Origin of the sequence: Nocardiopsis dassonvillei (assembly GCF_964273065.1) — a bacterium.
Taxonomy (GTDB): domain Bacteria; phylum Actinomycetota; class Actinomycetes; order Streptosporangiales; family Streptosporangiaceae; genus Nocardiopsis; species Nocardiopsis dassonvillei_B.
This window is the reverse complement of record NZ_OZ186815.1, coordinates 5,888,420-5,904,990: the sequence shown is the minus strand read 5'-3', so window position 1 is coordinate 5,904,990 and position 16,571 is coordinate 5,888,420. Positions and strand designations below refer to the sequence as shown.

The following is a 16,571-nucleotide window of genomic DNA, read 5'->3' as shown; positions in this document are numbered from 1 at the left end:
ACCGGCCACCTCGTCCTCACCCCGCGCCGGAACGGGCGCTGGGCCGGGAGTCTCGCGACCCCCTCGTGCACGGGGCGCCGCCGTCGGCGAATCCCCCAACCGCCGACGGCGGCGTAACCCCGCACATCTTGAATCTGACACATCAAGAATAAGAAACAAGTAAGCATCGGGCTTTACGCGCACATGTGTGATGGGACACGCTCCGCGCGGGCCCGGGAGCGCGGCCCGCACCCGTGCGCGGGCCGCCGCCGCGCGGAGCGCCGCGACCCCGCCGACAGGGGCTTTTCCATCTTATGGAAGGCGGCCCCGACGGCGGGGCGGATCACGGAAGCATCACGCGCGGGGGGTGGTGGTTTGACCTGGATCACAGTGCGGTAGACGTAAGTGACGCACGCGCGGAACCCGGCCGGGAGCCGGACCGCGACGCGCACGCATGTCACAGGGACGTGACCACACCGCATCGCGCACGCACCGCCACGTGCCCGATACCGAATGCAACCGGAGCACGGGAGTACTCCGGTGCCTACCCCTGGAAGAGGTGCAATGGGCGAGTTCTTCGCGGAGATCAAGGTCCGTATCAACGAGACCCGCGGTGCACTGCAGTCGGCGCAGGCCGCCGGCGACGAGTTCCTCATCGACACCCACACGTCGGAGCTCGAGGACCTGTACCGCATCGCGGCTCGCAACGGCATCGACTGCGCCTGAGCCGGCGCCCGGATCCCACGGGACCGGGACGCGGCCCATCCGGTCGACGGGGCGCGGCGGGGATCGTCCCCGCCGCGCCCCGCGTGTCAGTCCCGGTCGGCGCCCAGCGGCGCCAGGAGGGCGTCCAGCGCGTCGTACAGCTCCGGTCGCGCCGCGATGACCAGGTCGTTCGCGGGAGGTCCGCCGTTCAGGCCCCCCACACGGATACCCGCCTCGGAGGCGATCAGCCCGGGCGCGGCCCAGTCCCACACGTTCAGCCCGCGCTCGTAGAAGGCGTCGGCACGGCCCGCCGCCAGCCCCGTCAGGTCCACGGCGGCCGAGCCGCCCCGGCGGATGTCCCGGATGCGCGGGATGACCTCGAGGAGCACGCGCGCCTGCTGGGCTCGGCGTTCGGCGAAGTAGCCGAAGCCTGTGGCGACCAGCGCCTGCTCCAGCGGCACCGCGGGCGGCGCCTGGAGGGGCTCGCCGTTGCGCCGCGCCCCCTCGCCCAGCACGGCCTCGTACAGCTCGCCGCGCCGCGGGACGCCCACCGCCGCCGCGACCACTTCGCCGTCGACCTCGGCGGCGATCGCCACGCCCCAGTCCGGCTGCCCGTAGAGGTAGTTGACGGTGCCGTCGATGGGGTCGACCACCCAGCGCACTCCGCCGTCGCCGCTCTCCTCCCCTCCCTCCTCGCCCAGGATCGCGTCGCCGGGGCGGGCCGCCAGCAGGCGGGAGCGGATGAGCTCCTCGACGGCCCGGTCCATCTTGGTGACGACGTCGGTGGGGCTCGACTTGGTGTCGAGCACGGTGACGCCCGCCTGCCCCTCGGCGGCGAGCTCGCCCGCCTCGGTCGCCACCCGCACGGCCAGGTCGCGCAGGGCCCGCGGGTCGGGTGGTGTGCTGTGGATGCCGGTCACTGCTCCGCTCTCCGAACTTCAGACGTCGTGTCCGGTCCGCACTCTACGCCGCCGGGGTGAACTCCGTCCGGCGCCGACCCTCCGGGTCCGGCCGGATCCGGGCGTGGCGATACGATGCCCGCCGGACTCGGAGGGGGCCCATGGAGCAGGAACGGTGCACGCTCGCGGCCCGGGCGCTGCTGTCGGGGCACGGCCCCGCGGACGCGTACCTGCTGCGCGCGCCGACACGGTCCCACCGCGGTCCCCGGGCGGCGTTCCCGGACGCCGTGGACCGCGGGGCGGCCGACGGCGGCCGCGGCGTCCCCGACGGCGGCACCCACGACCCGGGCGTGCTCCCGCGGCGCGGGGCGGCGTTCGCACGGTCCGTACCGGCGCCGGCCGCCCGGGGCGCTCCGGACCGGCCGGTGACCGCGCGGGTGTCGGCGGCGCCGGTGCTCACCGCCCCGGAGGTGCACACGGGGTACGTCGCCTTCGCGTCCGCCCGGTACGCGGGGGGACGGGTCGGAAAGGCTCTGGGGACCGACGGTCCGGTACCGCTGCTGCGCGGTCCGGGCCGGTGAGGAGAGACGGCGGGGAGGTCCGGGTGGACGGTGGTGCGGTCCTGCGGCGGGCGGGGGCGGCCGACGCCGAGGCCATGGCCGGGGTGTGGCTGCGTTCCTTCGCCGCCGCCCTGCCCGCCGTGCGCCGCGCGCACGGCGACGAGGCGGTCCGCGCCTGGTTCGCGCATGTGGTGGTGCCCGGGCGGGAGTGCTGGGTCTGCACCGTCGGCGGCCGGGTCGTGGGCCTGCTGGTCCTGGACGGGAACGCGCTGGACCAGCTCTACCTGGAGCCCGGGTGGCGGGGCCGGGGCCTGGGCGACCGGATGGTCGGCCTGGCCAAGCAGAGGCGCCCGCGGGGTCTGGAACTGTGGACGTTCCGTGTCAACGCGCCCGCACGGCGCTTCTACGAGCGGCACGGCTTCGCGGCGGTGGAGGAGACCGACGGGTCGCGCAACGAGGAGCGCGAACCCGACGTGCGCTACGTCTGGCGCCCCTGAGGACCCGGGCGGCCGGGATGGCCCGGCCGCCCGGGGGCCGGTCAGAGGAGTTCGGGCCTGGCCCATTCCTTGCCGTGGACGTGGTGGTCCAGGAACGCGAAGACGGTCTCGTACCAGATCTGCGCGTTGCCCGGGGTGAGGATCCAGTGGTTCTCGTCCGGGAAGTACAGGAACTTGGAGTCCACCCCGTACAGCTGGAGGTCGCGCCACAGGCGCAGCCCCTCGCCGATGGGCACCCGGTAGTCCTTGTCACCGTGGATCACCAGCATCGGCGTGGTGATGTTCGGCGCGTGCAGGTGCGGGGAGTTGAGCAGGTACCGCTCCGGCTGCTCCAGCGGGGTGCCGAACTCGTACTCCCACACCGGCGGGTAGTCGGTGGTGCCGTTGAACGCGTCCAGGCCCCACAGGGAGGCGTGGGAGACGATGGCCTTGAACCGGTCGGTGTGCCCGGCGATCCAGTTGGCCATGTAGCCGCCGAAGGAGCCGCCCATCATGGCGGTGCGCCCGGCGTCGATGTCCTCACGGGCCACCGCGGCGTCGGTGATCGCCATGACGTCGGCGAACACGCGCGGCCCCCACTTGCCCCAGGCCCGGCGCAGCATGTCCTGGCCGTAGCCGGTGGACAGCGCGGGGTCCGGGAGCAGGACGGCGTAGCCCCTCGCCGCGAGGATCCACGGGTTCCAGCGCCACGACCAGCCGTTGAAGCTCATGTACGGGCCGCCGTGCACCCACAGCACCAGCGGGGCCGGGGCCGAGGCGGAGGCCTCCTCGGGCAGCACCAGCCAGGAGCGGATGCGGGTGCCGTCGTCGGCGGTGGTCTCGATCTCGGTGAGGGTGCCCGGCATGGTGAGCTCCGAGCCGGGGGTGCGCAGGTACTCGGGCTCACCGTCGGCGGCGGCCGCGTCCAGGCGGACCGGGGCGGGCGGGGCGTCCCAGGCGTCGCGCAGCGCGTACACGTACCGGCCGTCCGGGGACGGGTTGAGCTCGCTGTAGGCGCCGTGGTCGCCGGTGATGCGGGTGACGGTGCCGGCCGCCAGGTCGGCGCGGAAGACGGGGCGGCGGCCGTTCTCGTCGGCGACGATGAACAGCGATCCGGAGTCGGCGGACCAGGCGAAGTCCCGGGCCCACAGCTCCAGGCCCGGGTGGACCGGGGAGGTCTCGCCGGTCTCCCGGTTCAGGACCCACAGCTGGTAGTCGCGCGGCTCGCCGTCGTAGTCGCCCTCGAAGCCGTGCGAGTAGGCGATGAGGCGGCCGTCCGGGGAGACCAGGGGGGAGCCCAGGTCGTGGCCCTCCCTGCTGAGGAGGGTGGTGCGCTCCCCGGTGGCGGTGTCGACGGTGACGAGGTCGCTGCGCTGGCCGCCCTTGCCGATGGGCACGTTCCAGGTGGTGACCAGGGCGGTGCCGTCCGGGGTGAGCGAGCCCTGGGCGTTGAGCAGGGCCTTGCCCGCGTCGGGGGTGAGGTCGCGGGGCTCCCCCAGGGGGGACTCGACGTCTGCGGGCGGCTCGGCGACGAAGAAGCGCGGGTGGTCCGGGCCGATGTCGCTGTCCCAGTAGCGGACCGGGAGCGACTCGTGCAGGATCGCGGTGACGCCCGCCTCGGTGCGGGCCTTGCGGGCCTCGGCCTCGTCCTCCCCGTTCTGGCTGCCGGGCAGGGTCGCGGAGATGAAGGCGACCAGGCCGGAGTCGCGGGCGACGGTGAAGGCGCCGACGCCGCCGGGCCGGGAGGCGACCCGGCGGGCTTCCCCGCCCCGGGCCGGCAGGAGCCACAGGGCCGCCTTGGGCTTCTCCTCGGGCTCGGCGTCGGGATCGGGGCGGGCGCTGGTGAACAGGACCGAGCCGTCGGGCAGGAAGCCCGCGGTGCTCTCGCCCTTGACGCCGCGCGTGAGGCGGCGCGGGGCGGTCCCGCCCTCGGACTCGGGGCGGACGTCGATCTCCCACAGGGCGCTGTGGAAGGTCTTGGCATCGGGGGCGATGCCGCTGACGGGCGCGACCAGACGGGTTCCGTCGGGGGAGAGGCGCAGCCCGTTGACGCGCTTCAGTCGGACGTATTCCGGCAGTTCGTACCAGGAACGGACCAAGGCGATGACTCCTGAGAGGGGTGGGTTCGGGTCTTCGTCGCACCCTATCCCCTCAGGGTGTCAGCGGCGTTTACCGAGGGGCCCCGTGCTGCGGTCCGGGGCCCCTCGCGTCAGTCCCGGCAGTAGCAGGCGGCGCACCGGGGGACCGTGCCCAGGCGCCGGCGCTCCCCGCCCCCGGTGTACTCGCGGACCAGGTCGGAGACCATGGCGACGAAGGCCGGGTGGGTGCCCGGGGTGAGCGCGCGCTCGTACCCGATGCCCAGCTTCTCGGCGGTCCGGCGGGCCTCCACGTCGAGGTCGAACTTGACCTCCATGTGGTCGGAGACGAACCCGTGCGGGATGACGACGACGGCGGGAACGCCCTCGCGGGCGAGCTCCTCCATGCGGTCGTTGACGTCGGGCTCCAGCCAGGGCTGGGAGGGGGGGCCGCTGCGGCTCTGGTAGACCACCTCGAAGGGGTACTCGCGGTCGAGCCGCTCCACGACCAGGCGGGCGGCCTGGGCGAGCTGGGCACCGTAGGCGCCCTCGGGGCCGAAGCCCAGTTCGGGGCCGCCGCTCTCCAGGGCCATCGAGGTGGGGATGGAGTGCGCGGAGAACAGCAGGTGGGCCTCCTCGCGCTGGGCGGCGGGGAGCGCGTCCAGGGCGGCGCGGGTGTGCTCGGCCAGGGGCTCGATGAACCCGGGGTGGTCGTAGAAGGGCCGGATCAGGTCGACCTCGGGGGCGCCCTCGCCCAGGGCGGCGCGGGCGCGGTCGATGTCCTCCAGGTAGGCGGTGCGGCTCGACCAGTTGCAGTAGGCGGAGGTGGGCAGCGCCAGCACGCGCCGCACCCCGTCCTCCCTCATCTGCTCGAGGGTGTCGGCGAGCATCGGCGCCCAGAACCGGTTGCCCCAGTAGACCGGCAGGTCGATGCCGTCGGCGGCGAACTTCTCGGTGACGGCGGCGAGCAGGTCGCGGCACTGTCGGTTGATCGGGCTGACCCCTCCGAAGAGGAAGTAGTGCTCGCCGACCTCCGCGAGCCGCTCGCGCGGGATGTTGCGTCCGCGCGTGACGTTCTCCAGGAACGGGATGACCTCGTCCTCGCCCTCCGGGCCGCCGAAGGAGATCAGCAGAAACGCGTCGTAAGGCCTCATGTGATTCATGAAACCAGCTCTCCCGGACCCGTGCGCCGCACCCCCCGGTCAGCGGACCTGTGGCGTTGGACTCCTCCCTGCCGGGAGCCTCCCGTCCGCTCCTCCCCTGTTCAGACAAGTGACCGGCGAGTAATGTCCCCTGGCATGACAGATGTGTTGTGGCACACATGGGCGGACACCCACCGGGCCCGCCCCAGGCGGACCGCCTCCCCCAACAGCACCGCGGAGGTGGCCGCGGCCGTGAACTCCGCCGCCGCGGACGGCCTGCGGGTCCGCATGGTGGGGTCGGGGCACTCCTTCACCGACGTGGCCGTCACGGACGGCCTCCTGCTCTCCCCCACCTCGCTGACGGGCCTGCGCTCGGTGGATCCGGCGGCGGGCACCGCCACGGTCGAGGCCGGGCTGCCCCTGTGCGATTTCAACGACGCGCTCGCGGCCCGCGGTGCGGCCCTGGCCAACATGGGCGACATCGCGGTGCAGACGGTGGCCGGGGCGGTGCAGACCGGCACGCACGGCACCGGCCGGGACGCGGGCGGGCTGGCGAGCCAGGTGGTCGGCCTGGAGCTCGTCCTGGCCGACGGCTCGGTGGTGGAGTGCTCGGCGGCGCGGGAACCGGAGCTGTTCCACGCCGCGCGGGTGGGCCTGGGGGCGTTCGGCGTGGTGACGGCGCTGACGATGGCGGTGCGCCCGGCGTTCCTGCTGCACGCCCGGGAGGAGCCGATGCCGCTGGACGAGGTGCTGGAGCGGCTGCCGGAACTGCGGTCCGGCAACGACCACTTCGAGTTCTACTGGTTCCCCCACACCGGCAACACCAACACCAAGCGCAACAACATCACCGAAGGCCCGGCGCAGCCGCTGTCGCGGTTCAGGGAGTGGCTGGACGACGACTTCCTGTCCAACACCGTGTTCGAGGGCGTCAACCGGGTCTGCCGCCGCTTCCCCGGCACGGTCCCGGCGGTGAACCGGATCAGTTCGCGGGCCCTGTCCGCGCGCACCTACACCGACGTGTCGCACAAGGTCTTCACCTCGGTTCGGGACGTGCGCTTCGTGGAGATGGAGTACGCGATCCCGGCCGAGCACCTGGTGGACGTGCTGCGCGAGGCCCGCCGGATCGTGGACGCGGGCGACCACCGGGTGAGCTTCCCGGTGGAGGTGCGGTTCGCCCCGGCCGACGACGTGTGGCTGTCGACGGCCTACGGGCGCGACACCGCCTACGTGGCGGTGCACATGTACAAGGGGACGCCGTACGAAGCGTACTTCGCCGACCTGGAGGCGGTGTTCACCTCGGTGGGCGGCCGGCCGCACTGGGGCAAGATCCACACCCGGGACCGCTCCTACCTGGAGGGGGTGTACCCGCGTCTGGGCGATGCCCTGGAGGTACGCGACCGGGTCGACCCGCTGCGGCGGTTCGGCAACGACTACCTGGACCGCGTCTTCGGCTGACCGGGGGGCGGGTCCCCGGCGTGTCCGGGCGGGTCCCGCGGGACCCGCGGGACCCGCGGGGCCCGCCCGGGGGTCAGCCCGCGGGGAGGTCGGGGACGGCGTCCCCGGTCCCGCCGCCGGCGCCGCCGGAGCCCTCCGTCCCGCCCGTGTCCCCGGGGTCCGTTCCGCCCCCGCCGGCGCCCGGGTCGGTCCACCCCTCGCCGGGCCCGGTGGTACCGCCGTCGCCGGGGGCGTCCGGGTCGGTCCACCCGTCCTCCCCCTCGGGGGGTCCGGTGCCCGGGTCGGGGGACCCGGGTTCGGCGGGCTCCTCCACCGGGTCCCGGCCCCCCTGTCCGGTGCCGTCCTCCTGCCGTTCGGCCGGCTCCTCCCGGTCGGCGGGAGCGCCGCCGGTCCCGCCCTCCTCCTGTGCCGGGGGCGCCGAGGTGCCTCCGCCGAGCAGGGTGGGCGAGGTGTACTCCTGCCGGCCCTGGGTCCAGGCGGTCAGGGAGCGGCCGGTGAACAGCTCGAACAGCAGGACGACCAGCATCACCAGGACGAAGACCGCCGCCGCGGTCAACGCGTAGGCACGCCATCCGCGCCGGGCCTGCCCGCCTCCGGGGGGACCGTCCGGAGTCCGCGGGCCGCCGGGCCGGGGCCCCGCGGCGTCCGCGCCGGAGGACTGTGCGGCCGCGGCGTCCGCCCCCACGGCCGGCATGGCCATGGTGCGGGTGGTGTCGGGTTCTCCGGGCAGCCCGGGGAGCGGCCCGGTCGGCGGCAGGCCGGGCACCGGGCCGGTGCCCGGCGGGTCCAGCGGGTGGGTGCCGCTGCGGTGAGAACCTGTTCCCCCGGGTTCGGCGTACCCCACGGTCCTCTCGGCGAACAGGCGGGCGTGGTCGCCGCCGCGGGAGAACCACTGCTGGAGGAAGGGGCTGGCCAGGGTGCTCAGGGTGGCCATGACCGCGGCCCCGACGACCGTGCCGTAGACGTTGAGGTAGGAGGCGGCGGTGGCGGCGGCGAGGGTGGCGACGCCCGCCCCGGCGACCTGCGACACGCTCAGCTCGATGCGCTTCTTTCCACTGTCCCCGCCTTCTTCCCCGTCCTGCCGGTCGCGGTGCTCGGTCCGCCCCATGCGGCCGTCCCCTTTCGTGCTCCGTCCCGTCCGGAGGGCGCGCGGGAGGGCGCGCCGCGCTCCGGGATGGGCGTGTGTCGGGCTATGCAGCCCCAGACGCCCCAAAGTTCACATTCCACTCATATGCGGATAACTCAGGCTAAGGGCGACAGGGTTCCGATAACGCCATCAATGAAGATGGATCACTCTCTGGCGGCCATCGGCGTGTCGAGTTGCGCCCAGGAGAATCCCCTTACCCGACGAAGCGACCGAGATCGGAGTTTTTCCCGAGCCTGGGGCGATTCGGGGGGCGCGGGATACCATCACGGCGGAGCCTTCGCACGGGAATGACGACATTCCCCCGTGATCGCTCCCGGTCGTGGAAGGGTCAGCGTGCCAAGATTGGCGAAGGAAGCGACCGCGAGGACCCCGGGGACGGCCCGGGGCGCTCCCACCGTGACATGGTGCGTCACGGCCCGGGAGGCGGGCACACATGTTCGGGCGCGCCGGGCGCGGTAGTGGCCGAACGGTTGTCGGCCGACCAGACTTGGAGAACGCGGGGGTTGGTCGAAGGACCTGTCCTCGACGGGACGCGAAAGGGAGGGCGATGCACGAGCTTCGCCTCGTGGCCGTGAGTGAGGACGGCACCTACCTGGTGCTGGCCAGCACCGGCCGTGGAACCCGTTTCATGCTCCCGGTCGACGACCGCCTCCGCGCCGCAGTACGCGGCCAGTTCTCCCGGCTCGGCCAGTACGAGATCGAAGTGGAGAATCCGTTGCGCCCCAAGGAAATCCAGGCCCGCATCAGGTCCGGCGAGACCGCGGAGGCCATCTCCGAGATCTCCGGCATACCCATCGAACGGGTCCGCTGGTTCGAGGGCCCTGTCCTCCAGGAGCGGGAGTACATCGCACAGCAGGCACAGCGCGCCGCGGTGCGCGTCGCCGGCGAGGCCGCCCACGGGGGGAACCTGGAGGAACTGGTCGCCCGCCGCATCGGGGCCCACCAGCTGGAGACCGGCGACGCGGTGTGGGACTCCTGGAAGCGCGAGGACCGCACCTGGCAGCTCAAGCTCGTCTTCCTGGACGGCGGCGAGGAACGCGTCGCCCACTGGCTGTACGAGCCCAGACACAACACCGTCACCCCCGCCGACGAGGAGGCCGCCCGGTTCTCCTCGCCGGACCCGACCCCCGCCCCCACCGCGAACGTGACCCCCTTCGCCCCCCGGCGCACCGAGCCCGAGGCGCCCCGCGCCTCCGTGCGGCCCGCACCCGAGCGGGTCGGCGGACTCCGGCGCACCGAGGGGACGCTGGACGACCCGCTGCTGCCGTCTGCTCCGCGCGGCCAGGAGGGCGGACCGGCACCGCGGCCCGAGCGGCGCGAGGAGCCGGGGCAGCGGTGGACCGAGGCGCCGCGCGAACACCGCGGGTACGACGCCCCGGCCCGCACCGAGCGGCCCGGGCCCCGGGAGCCGGAGCCGGTCGAGCGCGACTGGGAGCACGTCGAACGGTTCGCGCACCGGTCCGCGCACGAGGGGGACGGCCGCCGCTCCGGGCACGAGGGGTTCGCGGACCGCGGCCGCCGGGAGCACCCGGAACCCGAGGAGTTCGCCGAGCGCAACGCCCGGGAGTACCCGGAGTCCGCCCGGGAGGGGTTCGACGGGCACGGGGATCCCGGACGGCACGCCCCGCGCCGGGCGCGGGTCGAGGAGTCGGCCCGGCCTGCCTCCCCGGTGTTCGACGAGGAGGAGCGGTACGGCTCCACGGCCGCGGCCCCGGAGCGGGGCGGCGACGGCCCGGCGGCCGAACGGCCGCGTCCCGCGCGCCCGGCGGCCGAACGGCCCGACCAGCGGGAGCGTCCGGCCTGGTCGGCCACCGCGGACCAGGTGCCGCCCGCGGCACCCCTGAGCCAGCCGGCGCCGCGCCGCCGCCGGGCCACCATCGACCTCAACGACACCGGGACCCCGCGCCGGGCCGCGGACCCGGCCCCGCCCCCGGCCGCGCCCTCGGCACCGGTCCCGGCCGCGGCGGCGGGCGGGGACCGGCCCGCGCCCAAGCGCAAGGGGCGCGGCCGCCGCGCCTCGGTGCCGTCCTGGGACGAGATCATGTTCGGGTCCAAGAAGGACGAGTGACCCGCCGGGGTCCCGCACCGCTTCCCACGGGGGCGGCCGCCGTCGCGGCCGCCCCCGTTCCGCGTCGGCGGACGGCGCCCGCCCGCCGGGGCCGCCGTCTCCGGTGACCGGTGTGACGCCCGGGTCGGGTCCGGCTCCGGCGGGAGGCGTACGATCGCCCTGCACCACGCCTTCCCCCCGAGGAGAACAGCCATGACGGACGGACCCACCGCGCGCGTCGGGACCGGAGCGCTGCGCGGCGCCGCGGAGGGAGGGACCGTCCGCCACCTGGGCGTCCCCTACGCGGCGCCGCCCGTCGGGGAGCACCGCTTCGCGCCGCCCGCCCCCGCCGCGGCCTGGGACGGGGTACGCGACGCCACCGCGCACGGCCCCGGCGCCCCGCAGGCTCCCTACGAGGGCGCCATCGGGGAGATCCTGCCGTCGGTGGACGCCCTGGGCGACGACTTCTTGCACGTCAACGTGTGGGCGCCGGAGAACGCCGAACCCGGTTCGCTGCCGGTGCTGCTGTGGTTCCACGGCGGGGCCCTGGTCCGCGGGGCCAACTCCCTGAGCGCCTACGACGGGACCGCCTTCGCCCGCGACGGGATCGTGTTCGTGTCCGCCAACTACCGGCTGGGCGCTGAGGGATTCTCCGTGCTGGAGGGCGCCCAGCCCAACCTGGGGCTGGCCGACCAGATGGCCGCGCTGCGCTGGGTGCGCCGGGAGATCGCCGCGTTCGGCGGCGACCCCGAGCGGATCACCGTCGCCGGGCAGTCGGCCGGGGCCGCCACCACGGCCGCGCTGATCGCCCACCCCGAGACCGGGCGGCTGGTACGGCGGGCGATCCTCCAGAGCGGGCCGCTGACCGCCGCCTCCCCCGACCGGGCCGGGCGCATCACCCGGCTCATGGCGCAGGACCTGGGGATCCCCGCCACCCGGGACGCCTTCGCGGAGGTGAAGCCCGAGGACCTGGTCGACGCCCAGCACCGGGCGATGGCCGCGGGCGACCCGCTCGCGGGCGGCCCCGCGTTCTCCCTGGCCGTGGACGGCGACCTGGTGCCGCGCTCCCCCTACGAGGCGCTGCGCGCGGGCGCCGCCGACCACCTGGACCTGCTCATGGGCACCACCCTGGAGGAGCACCGCCTCTGGCTGGCCCCCACCGGCGCCGACCGCGGCCTGGGGTGGCCGCTGCTGGCCCTGGGGGCGCTGCGGTTCGGCGTGGGCCCGGCGGCGCTGCTCCGGCTGCGCTCGCGCCGACCCGGCATGAGCACCGGGATGCTGGCCGGGGCCCTCATCGGCGAGGTGGTGCTGGAGCGGCCGGTGCGGCGGATCGCCCGGGCGCGCGCCGCCCGGGGCGCCTCCTCCCACGTCTACGGGTTCGCCTGGCGCAGCCCCGTCGCGGGGCTGGGCGCCGCGCACTGCATGGAGCTGCCGTTCGTGTTCGACCGGCTGGGCACCCCCGGGGCCCTGGCCCTGACCGGCCCGGACGCCCCCGCCGGGCTGGCCGGGAGGACGCACCGGGCCTGGGTGGACTTCGTCCGCGAGGGCGACCCCGGCTGGCCCTCCTGGGCGGAACGGGCCGAGCCGTACGTCCTGGACGCCGACCGGACCGGCCCGGTCAGCGGTGCCGCGGGTCGGCCAGGAACGGGCGGACCATCTCCGGCGTGACCCCGGCGGCGAAGCCGACCGACTCCTCGAAGGAGGCGTCCCCGGCGGTGTAGCCCCCGGCTCCCGCGCCCACGTTCACCTGGATGTCGGCCAGGCCGGGGCCGCGCTGGAACAGCGTCTGCCTCCAGGTCCAGCCGATCACCGCCGACCGCTCCACCGTGGCCTGGGAGCGGGACAGCGAACCCGAGCGCACGCTCACCCGGCGCCCGTCGTGGCCGTGCCCCAGGGACAGGTAGCGGTCCACCCCCAGGGGCACCCCGGCCACCGTGAGGACCAGGGCCAGGACGACGGACCAGCCGGGGCCGAAGGCCGCCGCCAGGGCCAGGGCCAGCGCGGGCGGGCCCACCGAGCGCACCAGGCGGCGGCGCAGGGCCGCCCCCGGGTGGCGGCGCAGCGTCCCGGTGTAGCGGCCCAGGGCGTGCTCCACGACCTCTTCGACACGGGCGCGCGGGCCGATCGGCAGCAGCACCGAGCGGCCCGCCGTGTCGCCCAGGCCGGTGACGATGGCGCGCAGGCGCACCGCGCCGCGCAGCCGCTCCAGGGGGTTGTCCAGCAGCTCGTAGCCGCGGACGCGCCGCTTCTCCAGGGTGACGCTGCGCCGGGTGAACAGGCCGCGCTCGGCCACCAGGGAGCCGTCGCGCTCGCGCAGGGTGAAGCCCCAGTGGGTGAGGGCGTAGGAGACCACCGCGAACACCGGCATGAGCAGCACGATCACCGCGGCGGCCACGGCGGCGACCATCACCAGGCCGCTGCGGTCGGAGGCCTGCACCCAGTCGATGAACGCGTCGGTGGCCCACTCCCCCGCGGTCTGCTGGACCGCGCCGAACAGGGCGGACAGCACCGCGAACGGGGTGAGCAGGTAGCCCAGGCTCAGCGCGCCGTACAGGTACCAGGAGCGGGGGATGACGAAGTGGACGGTGCCCTCGTCGACGGGCGGGGCGCCGGGGCCGGGCACCTGGGACGGGGCTTCCTCGGCGGGGGCGCCGTCGGTCGGGGCGCCGTCGGCGGGGGCCGTCCCGGCCTGCCCGGTCAGCACCGCCCGGCGGTGCAGCAGGACCCGGCGCAGCCGCTCGGCCTCGGCGGTGTCCACGGCGTCGAGCTTTCCGTCCTCGCCGCCGCCCGCCGCCCCGGCCGCCGCCTCGACGCGCACCACGGCGACGCCCAGGATCCGGTGCAGGAGGGTGCTGGTGACGTCCACGCCCCGGATGCGCTCGAGTGGGATGGTGCGCCGGGAACGGCTCAGCAGGCCCTTGCGGATCTCCAGGTGGTCCCCGGCCACCTCGTAGCGCGTGGTCCGCCAGGTGACGAAGCCGCCGACGAGCAGGGCGACCACGCCCGCCCCGGTGGCGCCCAGCACCCACGGGTTGAACCCGCCCACGACCAGGCCCGCGACGATGGGCAGCAGGAGGCTGCGCAGCTGGTTGACGGGCCCCACGACCATGGTGCGAGCGCTCAGCCTGCGCGCCCTCTCCGCCCCGGACTCCGGCGCCCCGGGCGGGTCCCCGGGAGCGCCGTCCCCGACGTCCCCGGGCGCACCCGCCCCAGAGGGCTCGGACGCGCACCCCGGGGGGCCCGGCTCCGCGGCCGTACCGCCCCCGGCCGCCCCGGGCGCCCCTTCCCGCGCACCGGCGCCGGAGGACCCGGGCGCCTCCCCGGCGGGATCCGCGCCGTCCGGCACCGCCCGTCCGGCGGGGCCGGGCCCCCCTCCCGGCCCTCCGGTCTCCGGGGGATCGGCGTCCCCCTGGGGCGTGCGGGGGGCGGAGCGCGCGCGGTCTCCGGCGTCCCCGGCCGACGGGTTCGGGTCGGCGGGGGTCCCGTCGCGGGGGGAGGAGGCGCCCGTCGCCGTCCGGTCGCCTTCCCCGGTTCCGCCGGTCATGTCGCGTCGTCCCGCAGCGTCCCGGCGCGGACAGCCAGGTCCTCGCTCAGCCGGCGCGCCTCCTCGGCGTCCAGGCCCTCGATGGTCGACGATCCCGCGTAGGAGGCCGTCTGCACCTCCAGGGTCGCCACGGAGAAGAGGCGCTCCAGCCACCCCTGGGTGTGGTCCACCGTCTGCAGGCGGCTCACCGGCACCAGCTGCCAGGTCCGGCTCACCCACCCCGAGCGCGTGTAGATGACGTCCCCGGTCACCTCCCAGCGGTGCACCCGGTACCGCCAGGACGGCACGATCGCCACCCTGAGCAGCGCGTACACCCCGTAGACGACGGGTACGACCGGAGCGTACTCGCGCACCCACGCGGGCGGCCACTCCCATCCGAGCGAGGTCAGAGCCCAGGCGGCCGCGCTCAGCAGCGCCGTGACGACCAGCCCGCCCACCAGCAGGCGCACCGTCCACACCCCGACCGCGCGCCCGCTCACCCTGCGCTCCGGCGGCCGCAGGAGGGCCGCGTGCGTCGGCTCCGGCGGCGGGGCGTCCAGTGGGGGGTCCGGCGGGGTCTCGTTCACGGACACGAGTCTAGGCCCGCCCCGGGCCCGCGAACCCCCGCGCCCCGGGCGCTCCCGGGCCGCGCTGTCAGCGCGGTGCGGGCGGGGCCCCACCGCGTGTCAGCGTTCTGTCAGGGGCGCCGACCAGACTGGTGATCGAACACGGGAACGGAGGAGCGATGACAGACGCCATACGCGCGGAGGGCCTGGTCAAAGAGTTCAAGGGCAAACGGGCTCTGGACGGGGTGGACCTGACCGCCAGGACGGGGGCCGTGCTGGGTGTCCTGGGACCCAACGGCTCCGGCAAGACGACCACGGTGCGCATCCTCGCCACCCTGCTGCGCCCGGACGCCGGGCACGCCGAGGTCGGCGGGTTCGACGTCGCGCGCGAGCCGCACGAGGTCCGCCGCCTGATCGGCCTGACCGGCCAGTACGCCGCGGTCGACGACGAGCTGACCGGTGTGCAGAACCTCGTGCTGATCGCCCGGCTGCTGGGCTTCGACCGGGCGGGGGCCCGCGTCCGGGCGGACGAGCTGCTGGAGCGGTTCTCGCTGTCCGACGCGGGGGGCCGCCCCGCCAAGACCTACTCCGGCGGCATGCGGCGCCGCCTGGACCTGGCCGCCAGCCTGGTCGGCCGGCCCGCCCTGCTGTACCTGGACGAGCCGACGACCGGTCTGGACCCGCGCAGCCGCAACGACCTGTGGGACGTGGTCCGCGACCTGGTCGGGGACGGGGTCACCGTCCTGCTCACCACCCAGTACCTGGAGGAGGCCGACCGGCTCGCCGACGACCTGCTGGTGCTCGACCACGGCCGGGTCATCAGCCGGGGCACCCCGGAGGAGCTCAAGAACCGGACCGGCGGACAGGTGCTGGAGCTGCGCACCGTCGAGGCCGACCGGCTGCCGCTGGCCACCAGGATCCTCGAGGCGGTCACCGGTTCCCCGGCCACCCGGGACGACCTGGTGGCCAGCGTGCCCGTCACCGACTCGGGCGTGCTGCCCGAGGTGGTGCGCCGCCTGGACGAGCAGGGGGTGGCCGTCGCCGAGCTGTCGCTGCGCAAGCCGAGCCTGGACGAGGTGTTCCTGGCCCTGACCGGGCACGCCGCCGACACCGACAACGAGATCGAGGAGATGCCGGTATGAGCGCCGTGACGACACGGGAGCGCTCGACGCAGGCCGGGGCCGTGAATCCGGTCCCCCGGCACATCACGCCGCTGACGACCGTCCGCAACGGGCTCCAGCTGGCCTGGCGCAGCGTCCTCAAGATCAAGGCCAACCCGGAGGAGGTCTTCGGGCTCATCCTCCAGCCGGTCATGTTCGTGACCCTGTTCGTGTTCGTGTTCGGACAGGCGCTCATGGGCGACTGGCAGGCCTACCGTGACTTCCTCATGCCCGGCATCGTGGCGCAGTCGGTCATCTTCGCGACGCTGGGCACCGGGTTCGCGCTCAGCCAGGACGTGGAGAAGGGCATCTTCGACCGGTTCCGCTCGCTGCCCATCGCCCGCTCGGCCCCACTGATCGGCGCGATCCTGGGCGACCTGGTGCGGTACACGATCACCGTGGTGATGGTGCTGCTGGTGGGGGTGGTCATCGGGTTCCGGCCCGAGGGCGGCCTGGTGGGCGTGGTCGCGGCCGGGGCGCTGGTCCTGCTGTTCGCGTTCGCGCTGTGCTGGATGTCGGCGTTCGTGGGCATGATCGTGCGCACCCCGATGGCGGTGCAGGCGTTCGGGATGATCCTCATGTTCCCGCTGACCTTCGCCAGTTCGGCGTTCGTCGACCCCGACAGCATGCCCTCCTGGCTGCGGGTGATCGCGGCCAACAACCCGGTGACGCACATCGTCGACGCCATGCGCGGGCTGATGATCGGCGGCGACGTCGCCGGGCCGGTCACGTGGACGCTGGTGTGGGCGGCGATCATCACCGCCGTGTTCTTCCCACCGGCGGTGTGGGCCTACCGGCGCCGCACCTGAACCGTGCCGGGCGGCCCGGGCGGCTCCG

General features: G+C 75.0%; 14 protein-coding genes. 8 read left to right on the top strand and 6 right to left on the bottom strand.

Annotated features, from left to right (window positions below):
• Window positions 1–543: 543 nt before the first annotated feature.
• Window positions 544–705: a hypothetical protein gene (locus ACSUPR_RS26285; protein ID WP_274811640.1), complete on the top strand. Its 162-nt coding sequence runs from the start codon at window positions 544–546 to the stop codon at window positions 703–705.
• 86 nt (window positions 706–791) lie between these two features.
• Here ACSUPR_RS26285 and ACSUPR_RS26280 read toward each other — a convergent pair whose 3' ends face one another.
• Window positions 792–1,604, bottom strand: a complete 813-nt coding sequence (locus tag ACSUPR_RS26280; protein ID WP_436887392.1) for an inositol monophosphatase family protein — start codon at window positions 1,602–1,604, stop codon at window positions 792–794.
• A gap of 140 nt (window positions 1,605–1,744) precedes the next feature.
• Here ACSUPR_RS26280 and ACSUPR_RS26275 point away from each other — a divergent pair, with 140 nt between their 5' ends.
• Window positions 1,745–2,164 carry a hypothetical protein gene (locus ACSUPR_RS26275; protein ID WP_436887391.1) on the top strand — a complete coding sequence of 140 codons (420 nt, stop codon included), beginning with the start codon at window positions 1,745–1,747 and terminating at the stop codon, window positions 2,162–2,164.
• A gap of 23 nt (window positions 2,165–2,187) precedes the next feature.
• Window positions 2,188–2,640 (top strand): N-acetyltransferase family protein, encoded by a 453-nt coding sequence (locus tag ACSUPR_RS26270; RefSeq protein WP_436887390.1) that lies wholly within the window; start codon window positions 2,188–2,190, stop codon window positions 2,638–2,640.
• Window positions 2,641–2,681: 41 nt separating this feature from the next.
• Here ACSUPR_RS26270 and ACSUPR_RS26265 read toward each other — a convergent pair whose 3' ends face one another.
• Together ACSUPR_RS26265 and ACSUPR_RS26260 are read right to left on the bottom strand one after the other, a co-directional pair.
• Window positions 2,682–4,718 carry a S9 family peptidase gene (locus ACSUPR_RS26265; RefSeq protein ID WP_436887389.1) on the bottom strand — a complete coding sequence of 679 codons (2,037 nt, stop codon included), beginning with the start codon at window positions 4,716–4,718 and terminating at the stop codon, window positions 2,682–2,684.
• Window positions 4,719–4,828: 110 nt separating this feature from the next.
• Window positions 4,829–5,848, bottom strand: a complete 1,020-nt coding sequence (locus ACSUPR_RS26260) for a ferrochelatase (RefSeq protein ID WP_436887388.1) — start codon at window positions 5,846–5,848, stop codon at window positions 4,829–4,831.
• A gap of 144 nt (window positions 5,849–5,992) precedes the next feature.
• Between ACSUPR_RS26260 and ACSUPR_RS26255 the strand changes: the two genes are divergently transcribed.
• Entirely contained in the window at window positions 5,993–7,291 is a 1,299-nt protein-coding gene (locus ACSUPR_RS26255; protein WP_436887387.1) for a D-arabinono-1,4-lactone oxidase, read from the top strand.
• A 73-nt stretch (window positions 7,292–7,364) separates the two neighbouring features.
• Here ACSUPR_RS26255 and ACSUPR_RS26250 read toward each other — a convergent pair whose 3' ends face one another.
• Window positions 7,365–8,399 (bottom strand): hypothetical protein, encoded by a 1,035-nt coding sequence (locus tag ACSUPR_RS26250; protein WP_436887386.1) that lies wholly within the window; start codon window positions 8,397–8,399, stop codon window positions 7,365–7,367.
• A 586-nt stretch (window positions 8,400–8,985) separates the two neighbouring features.
• Between ACSUPR_RS26250 and sepH the strand changes: the two genes are divergently transcribed.
• A complete protein-coding gene (gene sepH, locus ACSUPR_RS26245; protein WP_436887385.1) occupies window positions 8,986–10,506 on the top strand; it encodes a septation protein SepH in 1,521 nt (506 codons plus the stop codon).
• A gap of 192 nt (window positions 10,507–10,698) precedes the next feature.
• A complete protein-coding gene (locus ACSUPR_RS26240; protein WP_436887384.1) occupies window positions 10,699–12,153 on the top strand; it encodes a carboxylesterase/lipase family protein in 1,455 nt (484 codons plus the stop codon).
• Here ACSUPR_RS26240 and ACSUPR_RS26235 read toward each other — a convergent pair.
• The gene (locus ACSUPR_RS26235; protein ID WP_436887383.1) at window positions 12,104–13,594 is read right to left on the bottom strand and encodes a PH domain-containing protein; all 1,491 of its coding nucleotides are present in this window, start codon (window positions 13,592–13,594) and stop codon (window positions 12,104–12,106) included. The two genes, ACSUPR_RS26240 and ACSUPR_RS26235, sit on opposite strands and share 50 nt — an antisense overlap.
• A gap of 431 nt (window positions 13,595–14,025) precedes the next feature.
• Window positions 14,026–14,595 (bottom strand): PH domain-containing protein, encoded by a 570-nt coding sequence (locus ACSUPR_RS26230; RefSeq protein WP_436887382.1) that lies wholly within the window; start codon window positions 14,593–14,595, stop codon window positions 14,026–14,028.
• 158 nt (window positions 14,596–14,753) lie between these two features.
• On the opposite strand from ACSUPR_RS26230, the gene ACSUPR_RS26225 reads away from it, so the two are divergent.
• Both ACSUPR_RS26225 and ACSUPR_RS26220 read left to right on the top strand, forming a co-directional pair.
• Window positions 14,754–15,716 carry an ATP-binding cassette domain-containing protein gene (locus ACSUPR_RS26225; RefSeq protein WP_436887381.1) on the top strand — a complete coding sequence of 321 codons (963 nt, stop codon included), beginning with the start codon at window positions 14,754–14,756 and terminating at the stop codon, window positions 15,714–15,716.
• Complete coding sequence (locus tag ACSUPR_RS26220) at window positions 15,713–16,543, top strand: ABC transporter permease (RefSeq protein WP_436887380.1); 831 nt, start codon at window positions 15,713–15,715, stop codon at window positions 16,541–16,543. The genes ACSUPR_RS26225 and ACSUPR_RS26220 overlap by 4 nt, the downstream gene beginning before the upstream one ends.
• Window positions 16,544–16,571: the final 28 nt, after the last annotated feature.